Origin of the sequence: Rhodococcus sp. ACS1, from assembly GCF_002300155.1 — a bacterium.
Lineage (GTDB): Bacteria > Actinomycetota > Actinomycetes > Mycobacteriales > Mycobacteriaceae > Rhodococcus_F > Rhodococcus_F koreensis.
Genome location: NZ_NSDZ01000004.1, coordinates 598,850 through 613,869, shown reverse-complemented (window position 1 = coordinate 613,869; position 15,020 = coordinate 598,850). Strand labels below are relative to the sequence as shown.

The window sequence follows — 15,020 nt, the reverse complement described above, 5'->3', positions numbered from 1 at the left end:
GGCGGCAGCAACGCACCCGCCCAGGCGATGATCACGTCCCGTGTCTGGATGTGATCCATATAACACCCCCGAGGCGCTCCGCGACTATCGACAGATGCCAGAAGTATGCAGGTGTACGTCAGACATATGGATGATCAACAAACTGGCCGCATGTTAATATATTAGTTATGAATCAGATCGGCCGGGGTGCTGCCATTGCGAGCGTCGACGACTTCATGGCACGCACGCGCCGACACCTGGGGGCGTCCGTAGTGCTGCTCGACAGCGATTTCGAGATGATCGCGTACAGTGCCCGGTCGATCGCAATGTCACAAGATCACTCACAGTCGGTCGTCAGGCAAGCGACCGATGCGGACACCCGCAACTGGATCGTCGATTGCGGAATCACCTACGCCACCAGGCCGGTTCGAACACCGGCGAACAGGAATACCGGCTCGAAGGCACGAATCTGCCTCCCCGTCCGGCACGGAGGAAAAACGTACGGGTTCTTGTTCGTCCTGCCGGACGACGACGCATCGATCTCCGACCATGAACTCGAAGAATTGATGCCGCTCGCGGCCCAGGCGGGCGCGCTGCTCGCCGCCGACGCATCGGGGAACGGACACCTGGCAGGGGCGTTTGCGGACCTGCTGGAAGGCGATCCGGACAGGTCTTCGGCTGCCGCCGAGCATCTCCGGGCGTCGGGCGACGTGTCCGACGCCGAATTCACGATGCTCGCAACGGACCACGACGCGATCGATCGACGGCCGGGCGTCACCGCGGTGCCGATGGGACGACTCACGGCAGTATTTGTAACGCAACGTGATTCACCGTCTGCTGCACTTCGCTCAGCTGTCGACAGCTACTCCGCCGAGGGAAGCGTCGTCGGAGTCGGGGGAACCTACTCGGACCTTCGGGATGCCAGGAAGAGTTGGCGGCAGGCAAGGCTGTGCCTCGACGTCATCGCACTCGAGCCCTCCAAGGGGCCGGTGGCGTACTGGGATCAGCTCGGCGTGTATCGGCTGGCCGCAATCGCATCCGCGGAGCTCATCGCCGAAGCGGTCATCACCCCTGCGGTCAGGGCGCTGTTCGAGCACCGGAACCGAGACCTTCTCTCCACCGCGGAGACCTTCTTCGACAATGGTGGCGACATTGCCGCGACGACCGATGCTCTGAGCATTCATCGGCAGACCCTCTACTACCGGCTACGTCGAATTCAGGAACTCACGACGCTGGATCTGTCGATCGGCCAGGACCGCTTGGAGTTGCACGTCGGCCTCGCGCTGGGAAGGCTCGTCGGGGGTCCGGGAACGTCGAATCGCTCTTAGCCGTGAGGTACCCGGACGCTCGGTGAGCGCCCGGGTACCTGCGAATCGTATCTGCCCTGCCGGCTGGGAGTCAGGCGGTAGGTAGCGTCGTGCGTGTGGTGGTGCTCAGTGCGGCGCTTTCCGTCAGTGCCATTCCGCGGGTCTCCGGTGCCATGACCTGTGACAAGACCGCGCCGAGGAGGGTGATGGCGGCCGCGATGAGCATCGTGGGGCCGATGCCGATACCGCTGAGCGACAGCGGCACCAGGAACGTGCCGACCGCGGCGCCGATGCGACTGAGCGAGGAGGCCATTCCTACCGCGGAACCCCGGATCTCGGTGGGAAACAGCTCGTTCGGGTAGACCCACTGCAGGATCTGACTGCCGCCGATGACCACCGCGTAGATCGCGAACAGCGCCATGATGATCACGCTCGGTGCTTCGGGGAACAGTCCGAGGATCAGGAGAGCGAGTCCGGACCACAGGAAGCTGTGGATGAGGAGGGGTCGCCGGCCCATCCGATTCACCAGAAGCAGCGCGACGACGCATCCGACCAGGAACAGGATCGTGATCACGGCCGACCCGAAGTGTGCTGCATCGCCTTCGAGCTTCAGTGCCCCGAGGATGGCGGGTGCGAACGCGTAGACGGCGAACAGCGGCACGATCGAGCAGGTCCAGAACAGCGTGATGAAAGCCATCCGCTTTCCGTATCCCGATCGCAGGAGATCCTTGACGCTGACGGTGCCGTCTTCCCTCGGGAGGTCTGCGATGCTGACGGTGGGTCCGTAGACCTTCCGCATCACTTCGTTCGCTTCGTCGATCTTTCCCTTGTTCGCCAGCCAGCGGGGGGACTCGGGTGTTCCGACCCGGGCGAGGACGATCAGAGTCGCAGGCACTGCGGCGCTGGCCAGCATCCAACGCCATGCGTCTTCGTGTCCCGTTCGTGCCAGGAATTCTCCGACGACGTAAGCAGCTGCGGCGCCGACGAACCACATCGCGACGAACGCGCCGAGGAACGGACCCCGGTACTTGCGCGGCGTGAATTCGGTCAGCAGGGAGGTGGCGATCGGATAGTCCGCACCTACGGCCATACCGATCAGCAGGCGCAGAATGATCAGCCACACGACGTCTTGGACGAAGAATTGAGCCACGGAGAACACGATGATGGCGACCAGGTCGATCGTGAACAGAATCTCACGTCCGAACTTGTCGGTCAGCCATCCACCGGCATAGGCGCCCAGCAGGATTCCGATCAGCGACGAGGCACCGACCAGGCCCTGTTCGACGGACGACAGGCTCCACTGATCCGCGAACTGCACCATCGCGACACCGATGATCGACAAGACGTAGCCGTCGAGAAACGGTCCGCCCGAGGAGAACAGCGCTAGCTTCTTGTGGAATCTGGACAGTGGCGCATCGTCCAAAGGGTTGATCGTCGTCATAACGAGCTCCTCGTCAGTGATGGTGTTCTGAAGTCGGTGTCGGGCCGGCGAGCGTCGGTCAGTTGTTCGAGGAGGCAACGGAGGCCCGGATCAGGGAAGCGACACGTTCTGCTTCCGTGTACGCCCCGTGGGTCCCCGCGGTCTCGGACGTGTAGTCCCCGGCGAAGTGGATCGAGCCCACCGACCGCTGGAGTTCGGCCAGATTCGCGGCGCGATCGGGGCCGAGTAGTGCAAAGCAGTGTTCCCACGTACGTGCGTGAACGCCGGTGATCCTTCCTCTGAGCTGCGGTGCAACGGTCAAGAAGCTCTCCACCCAGTCGGCGACGCGGGCCTCGTCTTCGGCGAACCCCGGCTGGAACCCGGTGGAATTCCCGTAGCAGGTGAATTGCACTCTGCCCGCGGCCCAGTTGGGTCCTACCCGGCCCGGGGTCGGGTTGATGATCGCGTCGAACGGCATTCCGGCGGTCACGATGAACGCCCAGTCTTCGATGCCGGACAGGCCGTCGATATCGGCGACGATATTGAGCGTGGTGCTGCCGGGAGTGTCGAAGCTGCTGAGCGCGTCGGTCTTCCATGTCGGTAGATCACTGAAGACGGTGGGAACCAGAGGGGCAGGCAGCGTCGATACGACATGACGGGTCAGGAGTGTTCCCACTCCCTCCGGGCCGGTGAAGCTGACCTCGTAAGCGTCCTGCTCGTCCTTGAAGGCGACACCGGTGACCACGGTGTCGAACCGAACGGTGTCCGCAGGCAGGTGGCCGTGCATCGCCCTGGGGATGGCCTGCATGCCGCCGAGCGCGAAGGATCGGTTGCGCTTCTCTCGCGCGAGGTAGCTCGCGAAGTAGCGGAGGGCGTACTTCGCCGACAGCTTGGCCGGGTCTCCTACTGCCCCGCCGCGCAGAGCGGCATCGATGATCCGGCGCACGCCGGGTTGCAGTCCGCTGAGCCGGTCGGCGATCGTCTCGGTCGCCAGACCCTGATCGTCCTGGTCCAGCACACCGTTGCTCGTGTGCTCGTTGTATTCGAGCAGAGCACTGTCGAGGAATTCGCTCAGCTCCGCCTTTTCGGAGTCGGTCAGATCGAGACGCGCGACGAGATCTTCGTTGGTCTCGGCGACGATCGTCTTGCCGTTGACATGGATTCCGTACGTCGTGGGTTCGAACGGTACGACGTCGAGCGCGAGTTCGGTGGCAAGTTCTTCGGTCCGGGTGTTCCTGTAGATGAACAGTGCACCGGAGTTCGCACTCGCCCCCGCGAGATCTACCGTGTTCGACCTTCCTCCCACTTCACCGGTTGCCTCGAGCACGCAGATATCCAATTTCAGGTCTCGAAGAAAGTAGGCCGTGGCCACTCCCGCTGTACCGCCACCAACGACGATCACGTCGTACATGCATGTCTCCTGAAACCGAAGTAGTGAAGTTGACTGCTGCAGCGAAGGCCGAATTGCTCGACCTCGAAGTTGCGGACCCGACAACGGCGGCGGGTTTCCACAAAGCTGCATACGCCACAACGCCTTTGGCGATTGCCCAGGCGCGCTCCCACCGCCGGCGGTAGTCCCGCGCGCCGCAGGAGTTGTGACGCCCGCCACATCATCGTGACACAAGGAGAGTCTATAAGCAATAGAAGATATTTTCACTTTTTAAAGTTCTAACGCGAAGTGCCAGGTCAGGGGCTACCGGACACGGGCAACCGCGGATCCGACGGCCAAGCTCAGGGCAGAGGCGAGACCAACTGCCAGCTTCTGCCGTTCGGGAAGAGGTCCGCCGCCAGTTCCGACGTGGTCCATGACGTGACGTCGTCCGGTTGCAGAAGGTCCCCGGGCAGGTATCCGGACGTCGTGGAGGCGATGACGCGCAAGTCCGCATTCACCAGAACGACGGGACTTCGGCCCCGGTCCCCCGTGAACAGGAAACGCTCGAACCGATGCGCCAGAACATCGGCACCCGCGACGCCGGCGAAACCACCCGCAGTGATGACCGGCACCGAGATCGTGACCGTGTAGCTGTAGGAGTCGATACCGCCGAAGTCGACGTACGGTCCGATGATGGCAGGGGTGCCGCAGGTCTGAGGAATGGAGAACCAGCCCCGGCTGGAGTAGTCGTAGAAGGACACCTGTCCGGGGTTGACGCTGTGGCCGATGAACTCGAGATCCCCGTGGTCGTCGTAGCCCCACCACTCCATCCAGTACGGGCTGTCCGTCAGATAGTCCACGGCGGTGGCCACGCCGATGCGATCCACCGCGTACTCGGGGTTCCGTAGACACGCCTGCAGACTCTCGCGGATTCCGCCGAGATCGGAGCGGGCGGGTCGACGCCCGTCCCGCTCGACGCGATCGAGCAACTCGCGCATGTCGGCACGCACACGAGTGAGGCTGTCCAGTGTCACGCGCAGATAGTTGGTGATCTCTGCGGTCAGCCGATCCAAATCCGGAAGCTGCGCGGGCCGGCGGCCGTCCTCGTTCTTCACGTCGCCGCCAACGCGAGGTGACGATCGACCAGAACGCGGGTTTCTCGTGCACAATGCTCCAGCGCATGGCGATGTGCGGCGTCGGGATCACGATTGCGGATGGCCTCCACGATCAAACTGTGCTCGCGGATCGCATCGTGCGGATCCAGCACGTCCGTGTCCCACAGCAGCGGGGCCACCTGGGCCTGCGCCTGGACGATCAACGTCGTCAGATGCGACGACTGCGCCGCGGCGCCGAGTTCGATGTGGAAGCGGCTGTCCGCGCGGCGTCGAACGTCCGCACGAGTGGCCTCGGCAAAATTCCGTGCGAGATCCTCCAGCCGATCGACGTCCTCGGGCAAAGCGCGCAGGGCCGCAAGGCGGGTTGCCGCGCCCGTCAACGCCCCCACCAAGTCCCCGAGGTCCCGCAACTTCTCCGCACTCGTCGTGCGAAGTTGCGCGTCCGCCCGTTCGCGGTCGGCGGTGCCGAAGTCGCGGACGTAGCTCCCCCCGCCCCGGCCTCGCCGGGTTTCGATCAGACCGCGGTCCCTCAGTACGGTCAGAGCCTGCCGCAACGTCACCGTCGAAACCTGCAGTTTGGCGGCCAACTCGGCCTCCGTGGGTAGCCGTTCCCCGCCGGCCAGCAGGCCGACCGCGATCGTCATCTCCAGTTGATGCACGACGCCGTCGACCAACTTCGAGACGGAGTCGTCCCGCACTCGACCGAGATCGACAGAGAAGACGTCTTTCTCCACAGAATTCATATCCCCGCCAACGCACTTCAGGACGGATGAGAGTCTGACGAAGCCGGAGGGTGCGTCCGCCGAGGCTCCACCCCACGCTTAAACATCATAACTATACTTTATCTTCTCTCACCGTACCTGCTGCCCGGTTTCGACCGGGCTCGCCCCACCCAATGGGACGCCCAGCCGCACAGGAAGTCGATTCGGCTGTGCGGCTGAGCGAGTATCGAAGGCAGTGATTTACACGGGGTATTCCGCGCAGCCCGGCTGCCGTCCTAGGCGGGGGCGTCGACGATCTTCCAGTAGGAGTCCTTGCGGACGATCTTGTCGTCCCGGAACTCCCAGTGGTCGCATCCGCGCGCGCTCACCTGCTTGCCGTCGGTCGTCGTGCGGGTGACAAGTCAACTCCTCGTTCGAGCAGGGCTATCCGGAAGAGCTCGAGCAGCGCGTGCTGGCCCACTGGCCGGCCTGACGTGGGGCCGGCTGGGGTCTGATGTGCCCTCGGTGGGGCGGGGCAGGAGAACTCCGCCCTCGATGACATCCATCGTCCGCCACCGCAGCGGCGCCTCCACCCAGGAATTGAGACGTATCGACCTGCACGGCCGGTACGTTCCACACTGAAAACTCGATGTCAGTTGACCTGACGTGCGTGTCCGTCCCAATACGGGGAGCGCAGTTTGAACTTCTGCAGCTTGCCGGTGGCGGTGCGGGCCAGCTCACTGCGGAACTCCACCGAGGTCGGTGCCTTGTACCCGGCCAGATGCTGCTTACACCAGCCGATCAACTCCGCCTCCGTGCCGCTGTCGGACGGTGTGCCGGGGGTCAGGACCACCAGGGCCTTGATCGTCTCTCCCCACTTCTCGCTCGGCACCGCGATCACGGCCACCTCGGACACGGCCGGGTGGGAAAACAGGCAGTCCTCGACCTCGATCGAAGACACGTTCTCACCGCCGGTGATGATCACGTCCTTCTTCCGGTCGGCGATGGTCAGATATCCATCGTCGCCGACGACGCCACCGTCGCCGGTGTGGAACCAGCCACCGGCCAGCGCCTTCTCGGTCTCCTCCGGTTTGTTCCAGTAGCCCTCCATCACGACGTTGGAGCGGGCCAGCACCTCCCCCGCGCCTTCCTCGCCCTCCTCGATCTGCAGCCGGACACCGAGCGCCGGGGCGCCGGCCCGGATCAGTTTCGCCGCGCGGTCCTCGGGGTCGAGGTCGTCCCATTCAGCGCGGGTGCGGTTGACGGTCAGCAGCGGGGAGGTTTCGGTGAGACCGTAGATCTGGATGAACTCCCAGCCGAGTTCCTCCTCGACCCGCACGACGGTCGTCGTGGGCGGCGGCGCAGCGGCCATGATGATCCGCACCCGGTCCCGGCCGGGAATCTCGCCCTCCCAGGTCTGTGCGGCCTCGAGGACCGCGGACGCGACAGCCGGCGCCCCACAGAGCACCGTGACCCCGTGGTCGCGGACCCGCCTCAGGATCTCGGCGCCGTCGACCTTGCGCAGGACGATGTGCCGGGCGCCGACGCCGGTCAGCGCGAACGGTTGACCCCAGCCGTTGCAATGGAACATCGGCAGCGTGTGCAGGTACACGTCCCGGTCACCGATCCCGGCGTGCAGCCCGAACGTGACCGCGTTGACCCAGATGTTGCGGTGGGTGATCTCCACACCCTTCGGGCGGGCGGTGGTCCCGGAGGTGTAGTTGAGGGTGGCGATGGCCGACTCGTCCGGCTCCCACGGCTGCGGCACCGCCCCGGGAGCGGCGTAGAGGTCGGTGTCCGAGCCCAGGACGAACTTGTGCTCGCAGTCGACCTCCGCGAGCGCGTCCTCGAGTTCGGGATCGACGTAGAGGACGCGGGCACCGGAGTCCTCGACGATGTAACGGACCTCGTCGGGGCGCAGCCGGAAGTTGGCCGGGACCAGCACCCGGCCCGAACCGCTGACCCCGAAGAACGAGGTCATCAACCGGCTGGAGTTGTGGCTGACGATCGCGACCCGCTCACCGGCGCCGATGCCGAGTTCATCGAGCTTGGCGGTTTGGCGGCGGGCCAGGTCGGCGATCTCGGCGTAGGTCAGCGACCCCTGGGACGGGGCGGGTTGGTCAGGTTCGTCGACCACACCGATCCTGTCCCCGTACACGGTCTCCGCGCGGTCGAGAAAATCGTTGACACTGAACGGGACAAACACAACTCCTCCTACGGATGTTCGTACGCCGGTGATGCCAGGGTTCTGCCCTGGTGTCGCTACCGGACGAGGGCAGGTTCCTCTTTACGCATTCGAAGACCAGTGTCGACCTGTGGTGTCGGAGACGTACTGCATCCCCGCTGGGGGGGTTCCGGCCCGGCTCGGAGTCGGCATGGGCGCTTCCGCGGGGGTCGGGCACGCCGACGACGCCGCGAACTTCGCATGTTCTGCATGTGTCCTCCTCACACGAGGTCATTACATCTTTGCCTGTGCCGAGGTGTGCGTCGAGATGCGAGTCGTAGCCCTCGAGGTCGAAGCGCGCATCGCCGTGCGGGCGCGGGAGTCTTACTTCCCTGCCCGCACGGCGAATCCGGAACCCGACGTCAGTCCCCGATCCGATCCCCCGTCTCCGGGTGGAACAGGTGCACCGCTCCGTCTCGCTTGCGCAGTGAGACGGTGTCGGCGAGCCGGGCGGGGGTGCGGGTCAACGACCGGGCGACGAGTTGGGTGCCGTCCCCGGCGATGTGGGTGTGGACGTACGATTCGCTCCCGAGCTCCTCGACGAGGTCGACGATCACCTCGATGCCGCCCTCCCCGGTCGACAGTTCGAGCTGCTCGGGCCGCACGCCGACCGTCACGGTCTCCAGGCCGGCCGCGTGCAGCGTCGACAGCTGCTCGCGTTCGAGCGGGAGCGTCGAGTTCCCGAGGCGCACGCCGTCGCTGACGATGGGCATGGTCATCAGATTCATTGCAGGCGAACCGATGAAACCGGCGACGAAGGCGTTCTTCGGGCGATCGTACAGCTCGGTTGGAGCCGAGAACTGTTGCAGCTTGCCGTTCTTGAGGACGGCTACCCGGTCACCCATGGTCATGGCCTCGACCTGGTCGTGGGTGACGTACACGGTGGTGGTGCCGAGCCGGCGCTGCAGCGCCGCGATCTGGGTGCGGGTCTGGACGCGCAGCTTGGCGTCGAGGTTCGACAGCGGCTCGTCCATGCAGAACACCTGCGGCTCACGCACGATCGCGCGGCCCATCGCCACCCGCTGACGCTGACCTCCGGACAGCTTGCCGGGTTTACGGTCGAGATAGTCGGTGAGGTCGAGCAATTTGGCGGCATCGGCCACCTTCTTCTTCCGTTCCTCCACACCGACCCCGCGCATCTTCAGCGCGAATCCCATGTTCTCGCCCACCGTCTTGTTGGGGTAGAGGGCGTAGTTCTGGAACACCATCGCGATGTCGCGATCCTTCGACGGCACCCCCACCATGTCCTTGCCGCCGATCTCGATGGTGCCCTCGTCGATGTCCTCGAGGCCGGCGAGCATCCGCAACGCCGTGCTCTTGCCGGAACCCGACGGGCCGACGAGGACGATGAACTCGCCGTCTTCGATGTCGAGGTCGAGCGAATCGACCGCCAGCGTGTCGGCGTTCTCGTAGAGGCAGGAGGCGCCCTTGTACGCGATGTCAGCCATGATTGCTCCTCAGGTGGGTACGAACGGTGGGGGAAGTGGTTGCCGGGGTGATCATTTGATCGCGCCGAAGGACAGGCCGCGAACCAGTTTGTTCTGCGCGACCCAACCAGCCAGGATGACCGGGAGTGCCGCCAGCGTCGCCGCCGCCGACAGCCGGGCCCAGTACAGGCCCTCACCGGTGATGAATCCGACGAGGAACACCGGAATGGTCTGCGCCTGAACGGCAGTGAGGTTGACGGCGAAGAAGAATTCGTTCCACGAGAAGATCACGCAGATCAGCGCGGTCGCCGCGATACCGGGGGACACGAGCGGGAGGATCACCTCACGCACGGACGTCCACAGGCTCGCGCCGTCCATGCTGGCGGCCTCGAGCAGTTCGCCCGGAACCTCGAGGAAGAACGAACGCATCATCCACACCGCGATGGGTACGTTCATCGCCGTGTACAGGATGATCAGCGCCCAGATGTTGTCGAGCAGTCCGATGTCGTTGACGATCACGTACAGCGGGATGATCGCGGCGACGATCGGGAGCATCTTCGTGCTGATGAAGAAGAACAGGGCGTCCTTCGTCTTGCGGACCGGCCGCAGCGACAGCGCGAACGCCGCCGGCACCCCGAGCACCAGCACGAGGATCGTCGATATGGCGGTCGCGAACGCCGAATTCAGCAGTGCGGTGCCGATGCCGCTGTCGAGGACCGCCTTGAACTGGTCCAGGGTGGGGGTGAAGAACAGTTTCGGCGGGGTCGTGTAGGCGTCGCCCTCCTGCTTGAACGCGGTGAGCACCATCCACGCCACCGGGAAGAAGAAGCCGAGCGCCACGATCCACGCCACCACACTCCACGGGCTGAACTTGCGGTGCTTGCGCGCCCGCTTGGTCTCCGGAGCGGTGGAAGTGGACTCCACCGGCGCCGCCGCAGTGTCGGTACTCATTACGCTGCCTCCTCGTTACCGGTAAAGCTCTTGAAAATCAGGCGCAACGCCAGGGTCGCGACGACGATGGTCGCGATCACCACGATGACGCCCATCGCGGCGGCCTGCCCGATGTCGAAACCGAGGAATGCGCGCTGATAGATGTAGAAGGGCAGGTTGGCACTGGCGGTGCCGGGGCCACCCTGGGTCATCATGTAGATGGCGTCGAACGTGTTGATCAGGTAGATCGCACCCAGGACGGCACCGAGTTCGATGAACCGGCGCAGATGCGGGAGCGTCAGTTCGCGGAACATCGCGAACGGCTTGGCGCCGTCCACCCGGGCCGCCTCGAGGATGTCGCGCGGCATCGACTGCAGTCCGGCCAGGATCAGCAGCATCATGAACGGCGTCCACTGCCACACCAGGCTGACCATCACCGAGGCCAGCGGGAACTTGCTGACCCAGTCGACCTGCCCCACCCCGAACGGGGAGAGCACGAAGTTGACGATGCCGAACACCGGGTCGAACATCGTCGTCTTCCACAGCAGCGCGCCGGCGACGGGTGTCACCAGGAACGGCGTGATGAGCAGAGTACGCACGATGCCACGGCCCAGGAACGCTCGGTCCAGCAGCAGCGCGAGGAGCAGACCCAGCACCACCGAGATCAGCACGGTCCCGACGATCAGGATCACGGTGTTGACCGCGACCTCACGGAACTGGCTGTCCTTGAACACGTCCACGTAGTTCTGCAGCCCGACGAACTCGCGGGAACCGGGCCGCACCAGGTTCCAGGACTGCGTCGAGTAGTACAGCGTGAACAGGAACGGAATCTGCGTCACCACGATCATGAAGATCAGGGCGGGCAGCAATGGCCCCCGGCGACGCCAGCCCTCGGCCCGGGAGACGCTGTCGTCCTTGGCCTCCCGCAGTTCCCGCACCCGGTCGGCGGTGCCGTCCGCGGTGGGTTTCTCGGCGATGGTGGTCATCTTTCCTCCCGATAGGTCGCGCCGACGACCTCGGCGTACTGCTGTGCCTGGGCGAGTGCCTCGGGCACGGTCTGCTGGCCGGCGATCGCCGCGCTGATCTGCTGGCTGACGCGGGTTCCGAGATCCTGGAACTCGGGGATCGCCAGGAACTGCACGCCCGTGTACGGAACCGGTTGCACGGTGGGAGCTTCCGGGGTCGCGTTCTCGATCGCCTCGAGCGTCAGCGGTCCGTACGCCGCCGAGGCCTCCTTGTACTCGGGAATCTCGTAGGTCGAGAGTCTGCTGCCCGGAGGCACCCGCTCCCAGCCGAGATCCTCACCGACCGTGCGTATGTATTGCTTGTCGGTCATCCACGAAATGAACTTCCAGGCCGCATCGGGGTTCTCGCTGCTCTCGGGGATTCCGAGCGCCCAGCTGTACAGCCAGCCGGAGTTGTCCTTCACCTCGATGGGCGCGGGTGCATACCCGATCTTGCCGACGACGGCGCTCGAGGACGGATCCTCGAGCGTGGAGACGGCGGACGTCGAGTCGTACCACATCGCCACCTGACCCTGAGCGAGCTGCGTGGCGCACTCGCCGAAACCGCTCGTCGCGGCGCCGGGCTCGCCGTACTCGCGCACCAGGTCGACGTAGAACTGGACCGCGCGTTCCACCTCGGGGCTGGTCAGCTGAGCGTTCCAGTCCTCGTCGAACCAGCGGCCACCGAACGTGTTGATGACGGTGTCGAGGGGTGCGAGCAGTTCACCCCAGCCGGGCTTGCCGCGCAGGCAGATGCCGGCCATGTCCTCGGAGTCGAGTTGCTTCGCCGCCGCGGCGACCTCGGTCCAGGTCGGCTTCTCCGACAGGGTAATTCCGGCCTGCTCGAACAGGTCCTTGCGGTACATCAGGAACGAGGACTCGCCGTAGAACGGCACCGAGTACATGCTCCCGTCGTAGGACAGCGACTCGCGCAGGGTGGGGATGAAGTCGGCTTCGTCGTAGCCCTCCGTCGCCTGGGCGTACTCCGACAGGTTCTTCAGCCAGCCGTACTGCGCCCACTGCGGGGTCTCGTAGTTGCTGATCATCACGACGTCGAACTCCCCGCCGCCGGTCGCGGTGGATGCCGTGATCTTCGCGCGCGCCTGGTTCTCCGACAGCGTGACGAACTTCAGGTCGATGTCGGGATTCTCTTCCTCGAATTGCGAGGCGAGCTTCTGGGCATCCTGCATCTGTGAGTTGGAGACCATCGCGATGGTGATGGTCTGGTCCGACGCGCCCAGCGATCCGGCGCCCGCGCATCCGCTGAGCGTGAGGCAGAGCGCTCCTGCCCCCGCTACCAGCATCGTCGCCGGTTTCCTGTGTTTCTTCACCGATCTTCACCTCTCTTGCGTGGTGCTACTGATCGAGCAGCCAACGCGCGCATTCGATGTCGCAGACCAGCATCTTGGCCAGTCCGCCATGGAGGGCACCCAGTGCCGCTTGGTGTTTGGCGACGCCACCGGTGACGAGGATCGACCCCTCGCACGCGCGGATGTCGTCGAGAGGAACGGACATGGCCCGTTCGTCCAGTGGGCCGGAAACCTCGGTTCCGTCGAGCCGATAGAAGCGTCCACCGACCTCGCCGACCGCGCCGAGGCCGGTGAGCACGGACAGCATGTCCGTGTCGATGAAGCTGCCCTCGAACAACGTTGTCGACGTGGAGACGGCGCCCGTGCCGAACATCATCATCTCCGCAGTCCGGCCCGCCTCGAGCGCCTTGGAGATGACGGAGTCGCCCCGCATGGATACCACGGTCGATGCGTCCGCGTACAGGGGAACGGGAAGCCGAACGGTGTTGGCCTGCAGCTGCTCTGCGCATCTACCCAGGACGTACTCCGTTCCGGTCTGATAGTTGATCGCACTCACCGAGCCGTCGAGCTGGACGACTGATGCGCACGTGGCCGCACCGGACGGCAGCCCCTGCGCGACGGCGACCGTTTCGGGCCCCCACGTGAATCCGAGGGTGTCGCCTTCCCGGATCCGGCGGACGAGGAGGGATGCGGCGGCGCGCCCGACACCGGCGAAGCTGTTGTGGTCGTCGATCGCACCGGCGGCGTCGACGGAGTCGGCGACCACCACCGCCTCGACGAGGCCGTACTTCTCCTCGAGCGCGCGCTCCTCGTCCGAGCGCAGTGCATCCCGCAGATGCGCGGGTGCCTGCACCTCGATGCGCACCAGGCCCTGGGCACGGGCTCGCGCCACCAGCCGGCCCGCGGTCGGGCGGGAGACACCGAGTCGCGTGGCGACCTCGGCCTGGGTCATTCCGTCGAGGTAGTACAACGTTGCGGCGCGCAACGCGAGGCGCAGATCCTCCGTCGTGGACGGCGGTGGTGCCGCGATGGGAGACGGCGTCGGGGCCGTCGAGTTGGGGGACGTCACTGGTTCTCCTCGCCATGATCCCGAGCCCGTCGAGTGTGTCTTCGGAGCCTCGAGAAGCCGTGAGCAAATGATCACTATGCGTTCATCTGCTCAATACGCTAGCATCGAAGTGTGACCCACACAACACTCCCATCGGATATCCCCAGGACGATGCGTGCCAGCGTGCTCGTCGAGCCGGGCGCGATCGAAATCCGGGAACGGCCCGTGCCCACTCCAGGCCCCGGTGACGTCCTGATCCGCGTGGCCTCGGTCGGCGTCTGCGGATCGGACGCCCACTACTACCGCGAGGGCCGCATCGGCGAGTTCGTGGTCGATCAGCCGATCGTGCTGGGACACGAGGCGTCGGGCACCGTGGTGGGTGTCGGTGCCGGCGTCTCGGCGGAGCGCATCGGGCAGCGAGTCTCCATCGAACCGCAGCGCCCCGACCCGGACACCGACGAATCCCGGCGCGGTCTCTACAACCTGTGCCCGCACATGCAGTTCTATGCCACCCCGCCGATCGACGGGGCGCTGGCCGAGTACGTGACCATCGGCTCGGCGTTCGCGCATCCGATTCCCGACGAGATGTCCGAGGACGCGGCCGCACTGTGCGAGCCGTTGTCGGTGGCCATCGCCACCACCCGCAAGGCCGGCGTGACGGCGGGTTCGCGGGTTCTGATCGCAGGTGCGGGGCCGATCGGAATCGCACTGGTGCAGACGGTCCTCGCGTTCGGTGCCACCGAGGTGGTCGTCTCCGACCTCGATCCCCGGCGGCGCGACGTCGCAACGAAATTCGGTGCCACCGCAGTGCTCGACCCGCGCGAGCAGGACGTCGCGGGACTTCACGTGGACTCGTTCGTCGACGCGTCGGGCGCCCCGAGCGCGGTACTGGCCGGCATCCAGGCGGTCCGGCCTGCGGGAACCGTTGTCCTGGTGGGCATGGGCGCCCCCGAGATGACGCTGCCCGTCCAGACCATCCAGAACCGGGAGTTGGTTCTGACCGGGGTGTTTCGTTACGCCAACACCTGGCCGACCGCGATCGCCCTCGCACGGTCCGGGCGGGTCGACCTCGATTCGATGGTCACCGGAAGATTCCCGCTCGCCGAGGCGGAACAAGCACTGAACGCAGACCGGACGCCGGGCAGCCTCAAGGCCGTCGTACGCGTCCAGGAATGAGGAGAGA

The 15,020-nt window shown here is 65.3% G+C and carries 12 protein-coding genes; 2 read left to right on the top strand and 10 right to left on the bottom strand.

The annotated features are described in order from the left end of the window. Nucleotides 1-167 precede the first annotated feature (167 nt). Nucleotides 168-1,307: a CdaR family transcriptional regulator gene (locus CJ179_RS15140; RefSeq protein ID WP_095862105.1), complete on the top strand. Its 1,140-nt coding sequence runs from the start codon at nt 168-170 to the stop codon at nt 1,305-1,307. 70 nt (nt 1,308-1,377) lie between these two features. On the opposite strand, the gene CJ179_RS15135 is transcribed toward CJ179_RS15140, so the two are convergent. From CJ179_RS15135 to CJ179_RS15085, 10 genes are all read right to left on the bottom strand, one after another. Continuing rightward, nucleotides 1,378-2,727 carry an MFS transporter gene (locus tag CJ179_RS15135; protein ID WP_072937046.1) on the bottom strand — a complete coding sequence of 450 codons (1,350 nt, stop codon included), beginning with the start codon at nt 2,725-2,727 and terminating at the stop codon, nt 1,378-1,380. 58 nt (nt 2,728-2,785) lie between these two features. Next, nucleotides 2,786-4,117: an FAD-dependent oxidoreductase gene (locus tag CJ179_RS15130; RefSeq protein WP_179377592.1), complete on the bottom strand. Its 1,332-nt coding sequence runs from the start codon at nt 4,115-4,117 to the stop codon at nt 2,786-2,788. 320 nt (nt 4,118-4,437) lie between these two features. Further along, nucleotides 4,438-5,193 (bottom strand): hypothetical protein, encoded by a 756-nt coding sequence (locus tag CJ179_RS15125; RefSeq protein WP_095862103.1) that lies wholly within the window; start codon nt 5,191-5,193, stop codon nt 4,438-4,440. Continuing rightward, nucleotides 5,190-5,936, bottom strand: coding sequence for a FadR/GntR family transcriptional regulator (locus CJ179_RS15120; protein WP_095862102.1), 747 nt, complete (start codon nt 5,934-5,936; stop codon nt 5,190-5,192). Before CJ179_RS15120 ends, CJ179_RS15125 begins: the two co-directional genes overlap by 4 nt. A 610-nt stretch (nt 5,937-6,546) precedes the next feature. Beyond that, on the bottom strand, nt 6,547-8,100 hold the full coding sequence (locus tag CJ179_RS15110) for an AMP-binding protein (RefSeq protein WP_095862101.1): 1,554 nt from the start codon (nt 8,098-8,100) through the stop codon (nt 6,547-6,549). A 380-nt stretch (nt 8,101-8,480) separates the two neighbouring features. Further along, nucleotides 8,481-9,566 (bottom strand): ABC transporter ATP-binding protein, encoded by a 1,086-nt coding sequence (locus CJ179_RS15105; protein ID WP_072937042.1) that lies wholly within the window; start codon nt 9,564-9,566, stop codon nt 8,481-8,483. A 51-nt stretch (nt 9,567-9,617) separates the two neighbouring features. Continuing rightward, entirely contained in the window at nt 9,618-10,496 is an 879-nt protein-coding gene (locus CJ179_RS15100) for a carbohydrate ABC transporter permease (protein ID WP_072937041.1), read from the bottom strand. Further along, a complete protein-coding gene (locus CJ179_RS15095) occupies nt 10,496-11,461 on the bottom strand; it encodes a carbohydrate ABC transporter permease (RefSeq protein ID WP_072937040.1) in 966 nt (321 codons plus the stop codon). The genes CJ179_RS15100 and CJ179_RS15095 overlap by 1 nt, the downstream gene beginning before the upstream one ends. Next, nucleotides 11,458-12,783 carry a sugar ABC transporter substrate-binding protein gene (locus CJ179_RS15090; RefSeq protein ID WP_072937039.1) on the bottom strand — a complete coding sequence of 442 codons (1,326 nt, stop codon included), beginning with the start codon at nt 12,781-12,783 and terminating at the stop codon, nt 11,458-11,460. The genes CJ179_RS15095 and CJ179_RS15090 overlap by 4 nt, the downstream gene beginning before the upstream one ends. A 52-nt stretch (nt 12,784-12,835) precedes the next feature. Then, nucleotides 12,836-13,858, bottom strand: a complete 1,023-nt coding sequence (locus tag CJ179_RS15085; protein WP_072937038.1) for a sugar-binding transcriptional regulator — start codon at nt 13,856-13,858, stop codon at nt 12,836-12,838. 150 nt (nt 13,859-14,008) lie between these two features. On the opposite strand from CJ179_RS15085, the gene CJ179_RS15080 reads away from it, so the two are divergent. Further along, nucleotides 14,009-15,013 (top strand): NAD(P)-dependent alcohol dehydrogenase, encoded by a 1,005-nt coding sequence (locus CJ179_RS15080; protein WP_095862100.1) that lies wholly within the window; start codon nt 14,009-14,011, stop codon nt 15,011-15,013. The last annotated feature ends 7 nt before the right edge of the window (nt 15,014-15,020 follow it).

What these genes read in the sequence shown, in the direction of transcription:
- CJ179_RS15140 (WP_095862105.1), top strand. Translation starts at nt 168, where the DNA reads ATGAATCAGATCGGCCGGGGTGCTGCCATTGCGAGCGTCGACGACTTC.
- CJ179_RS15135 (WP_072937046.1), bottom strand. Translation starts at nt 2,727, where the DNA reads ATGACGACGATCAACCCTTTGGACGATGCGCCACTGTCCAGATTCCAC.
- CJ179_RS15130 (WP_179377592.1), bottom strand. Translation starts at nt 4,117, where the DNA reads ATGTACGACGTGATCGTCGTTGGTGGCGGTACAGCGGGAGTGGCCACG.
- CJ179_RS15120 (WP_095862102.1), bottom strand. Translation starts at nt 5,936, where the DNA reads ATGAATTCTGTGGAGAAAGACGTCTTCTCTGTCGATCTCGGTCGAGTG.
- CJ179_RS15105 (WP_072937042.1), bottom strand. Translation starts at nt 9,566, where the DNA reads ATGGCTGACATCGCGTACAAGGGCGCCTCCTGCCTCTACGAGAACGCC.
- CJ179_RS15100 (WP_072937041.1), bottom strand. Translation starts at nt 10,496, where the DNA reads ATGAGTACCGACACTGCGGCGGCGCCGGTGGAGTCCACTTCCACCGCT.
- CJ179_RS15095 (WP_072937040.1), bottom strand. Translation starts at nt 11,461, where the DNA reads ATGACCACCATCGCCGAGAAACCCACCGCGGACGGCACCGCCGACCGG.
- CJ179_RS15090 (WP_072937039.1), bottom strand. Translation starts at nt 12,783, where the DNA reads ATGCTGGTAGCGGGGGCAGGAGCGCTCTGCCTCACGCTCAGCGGATGC.
- CJ179_RS15080 (WP_095862100.1), top strand. Translation starts at nt 14,009, where the DNA reads ATGCGTGCCAGCGTGCTCGTCGAGCCGGGCGCGATCGAAATCCGGGAA.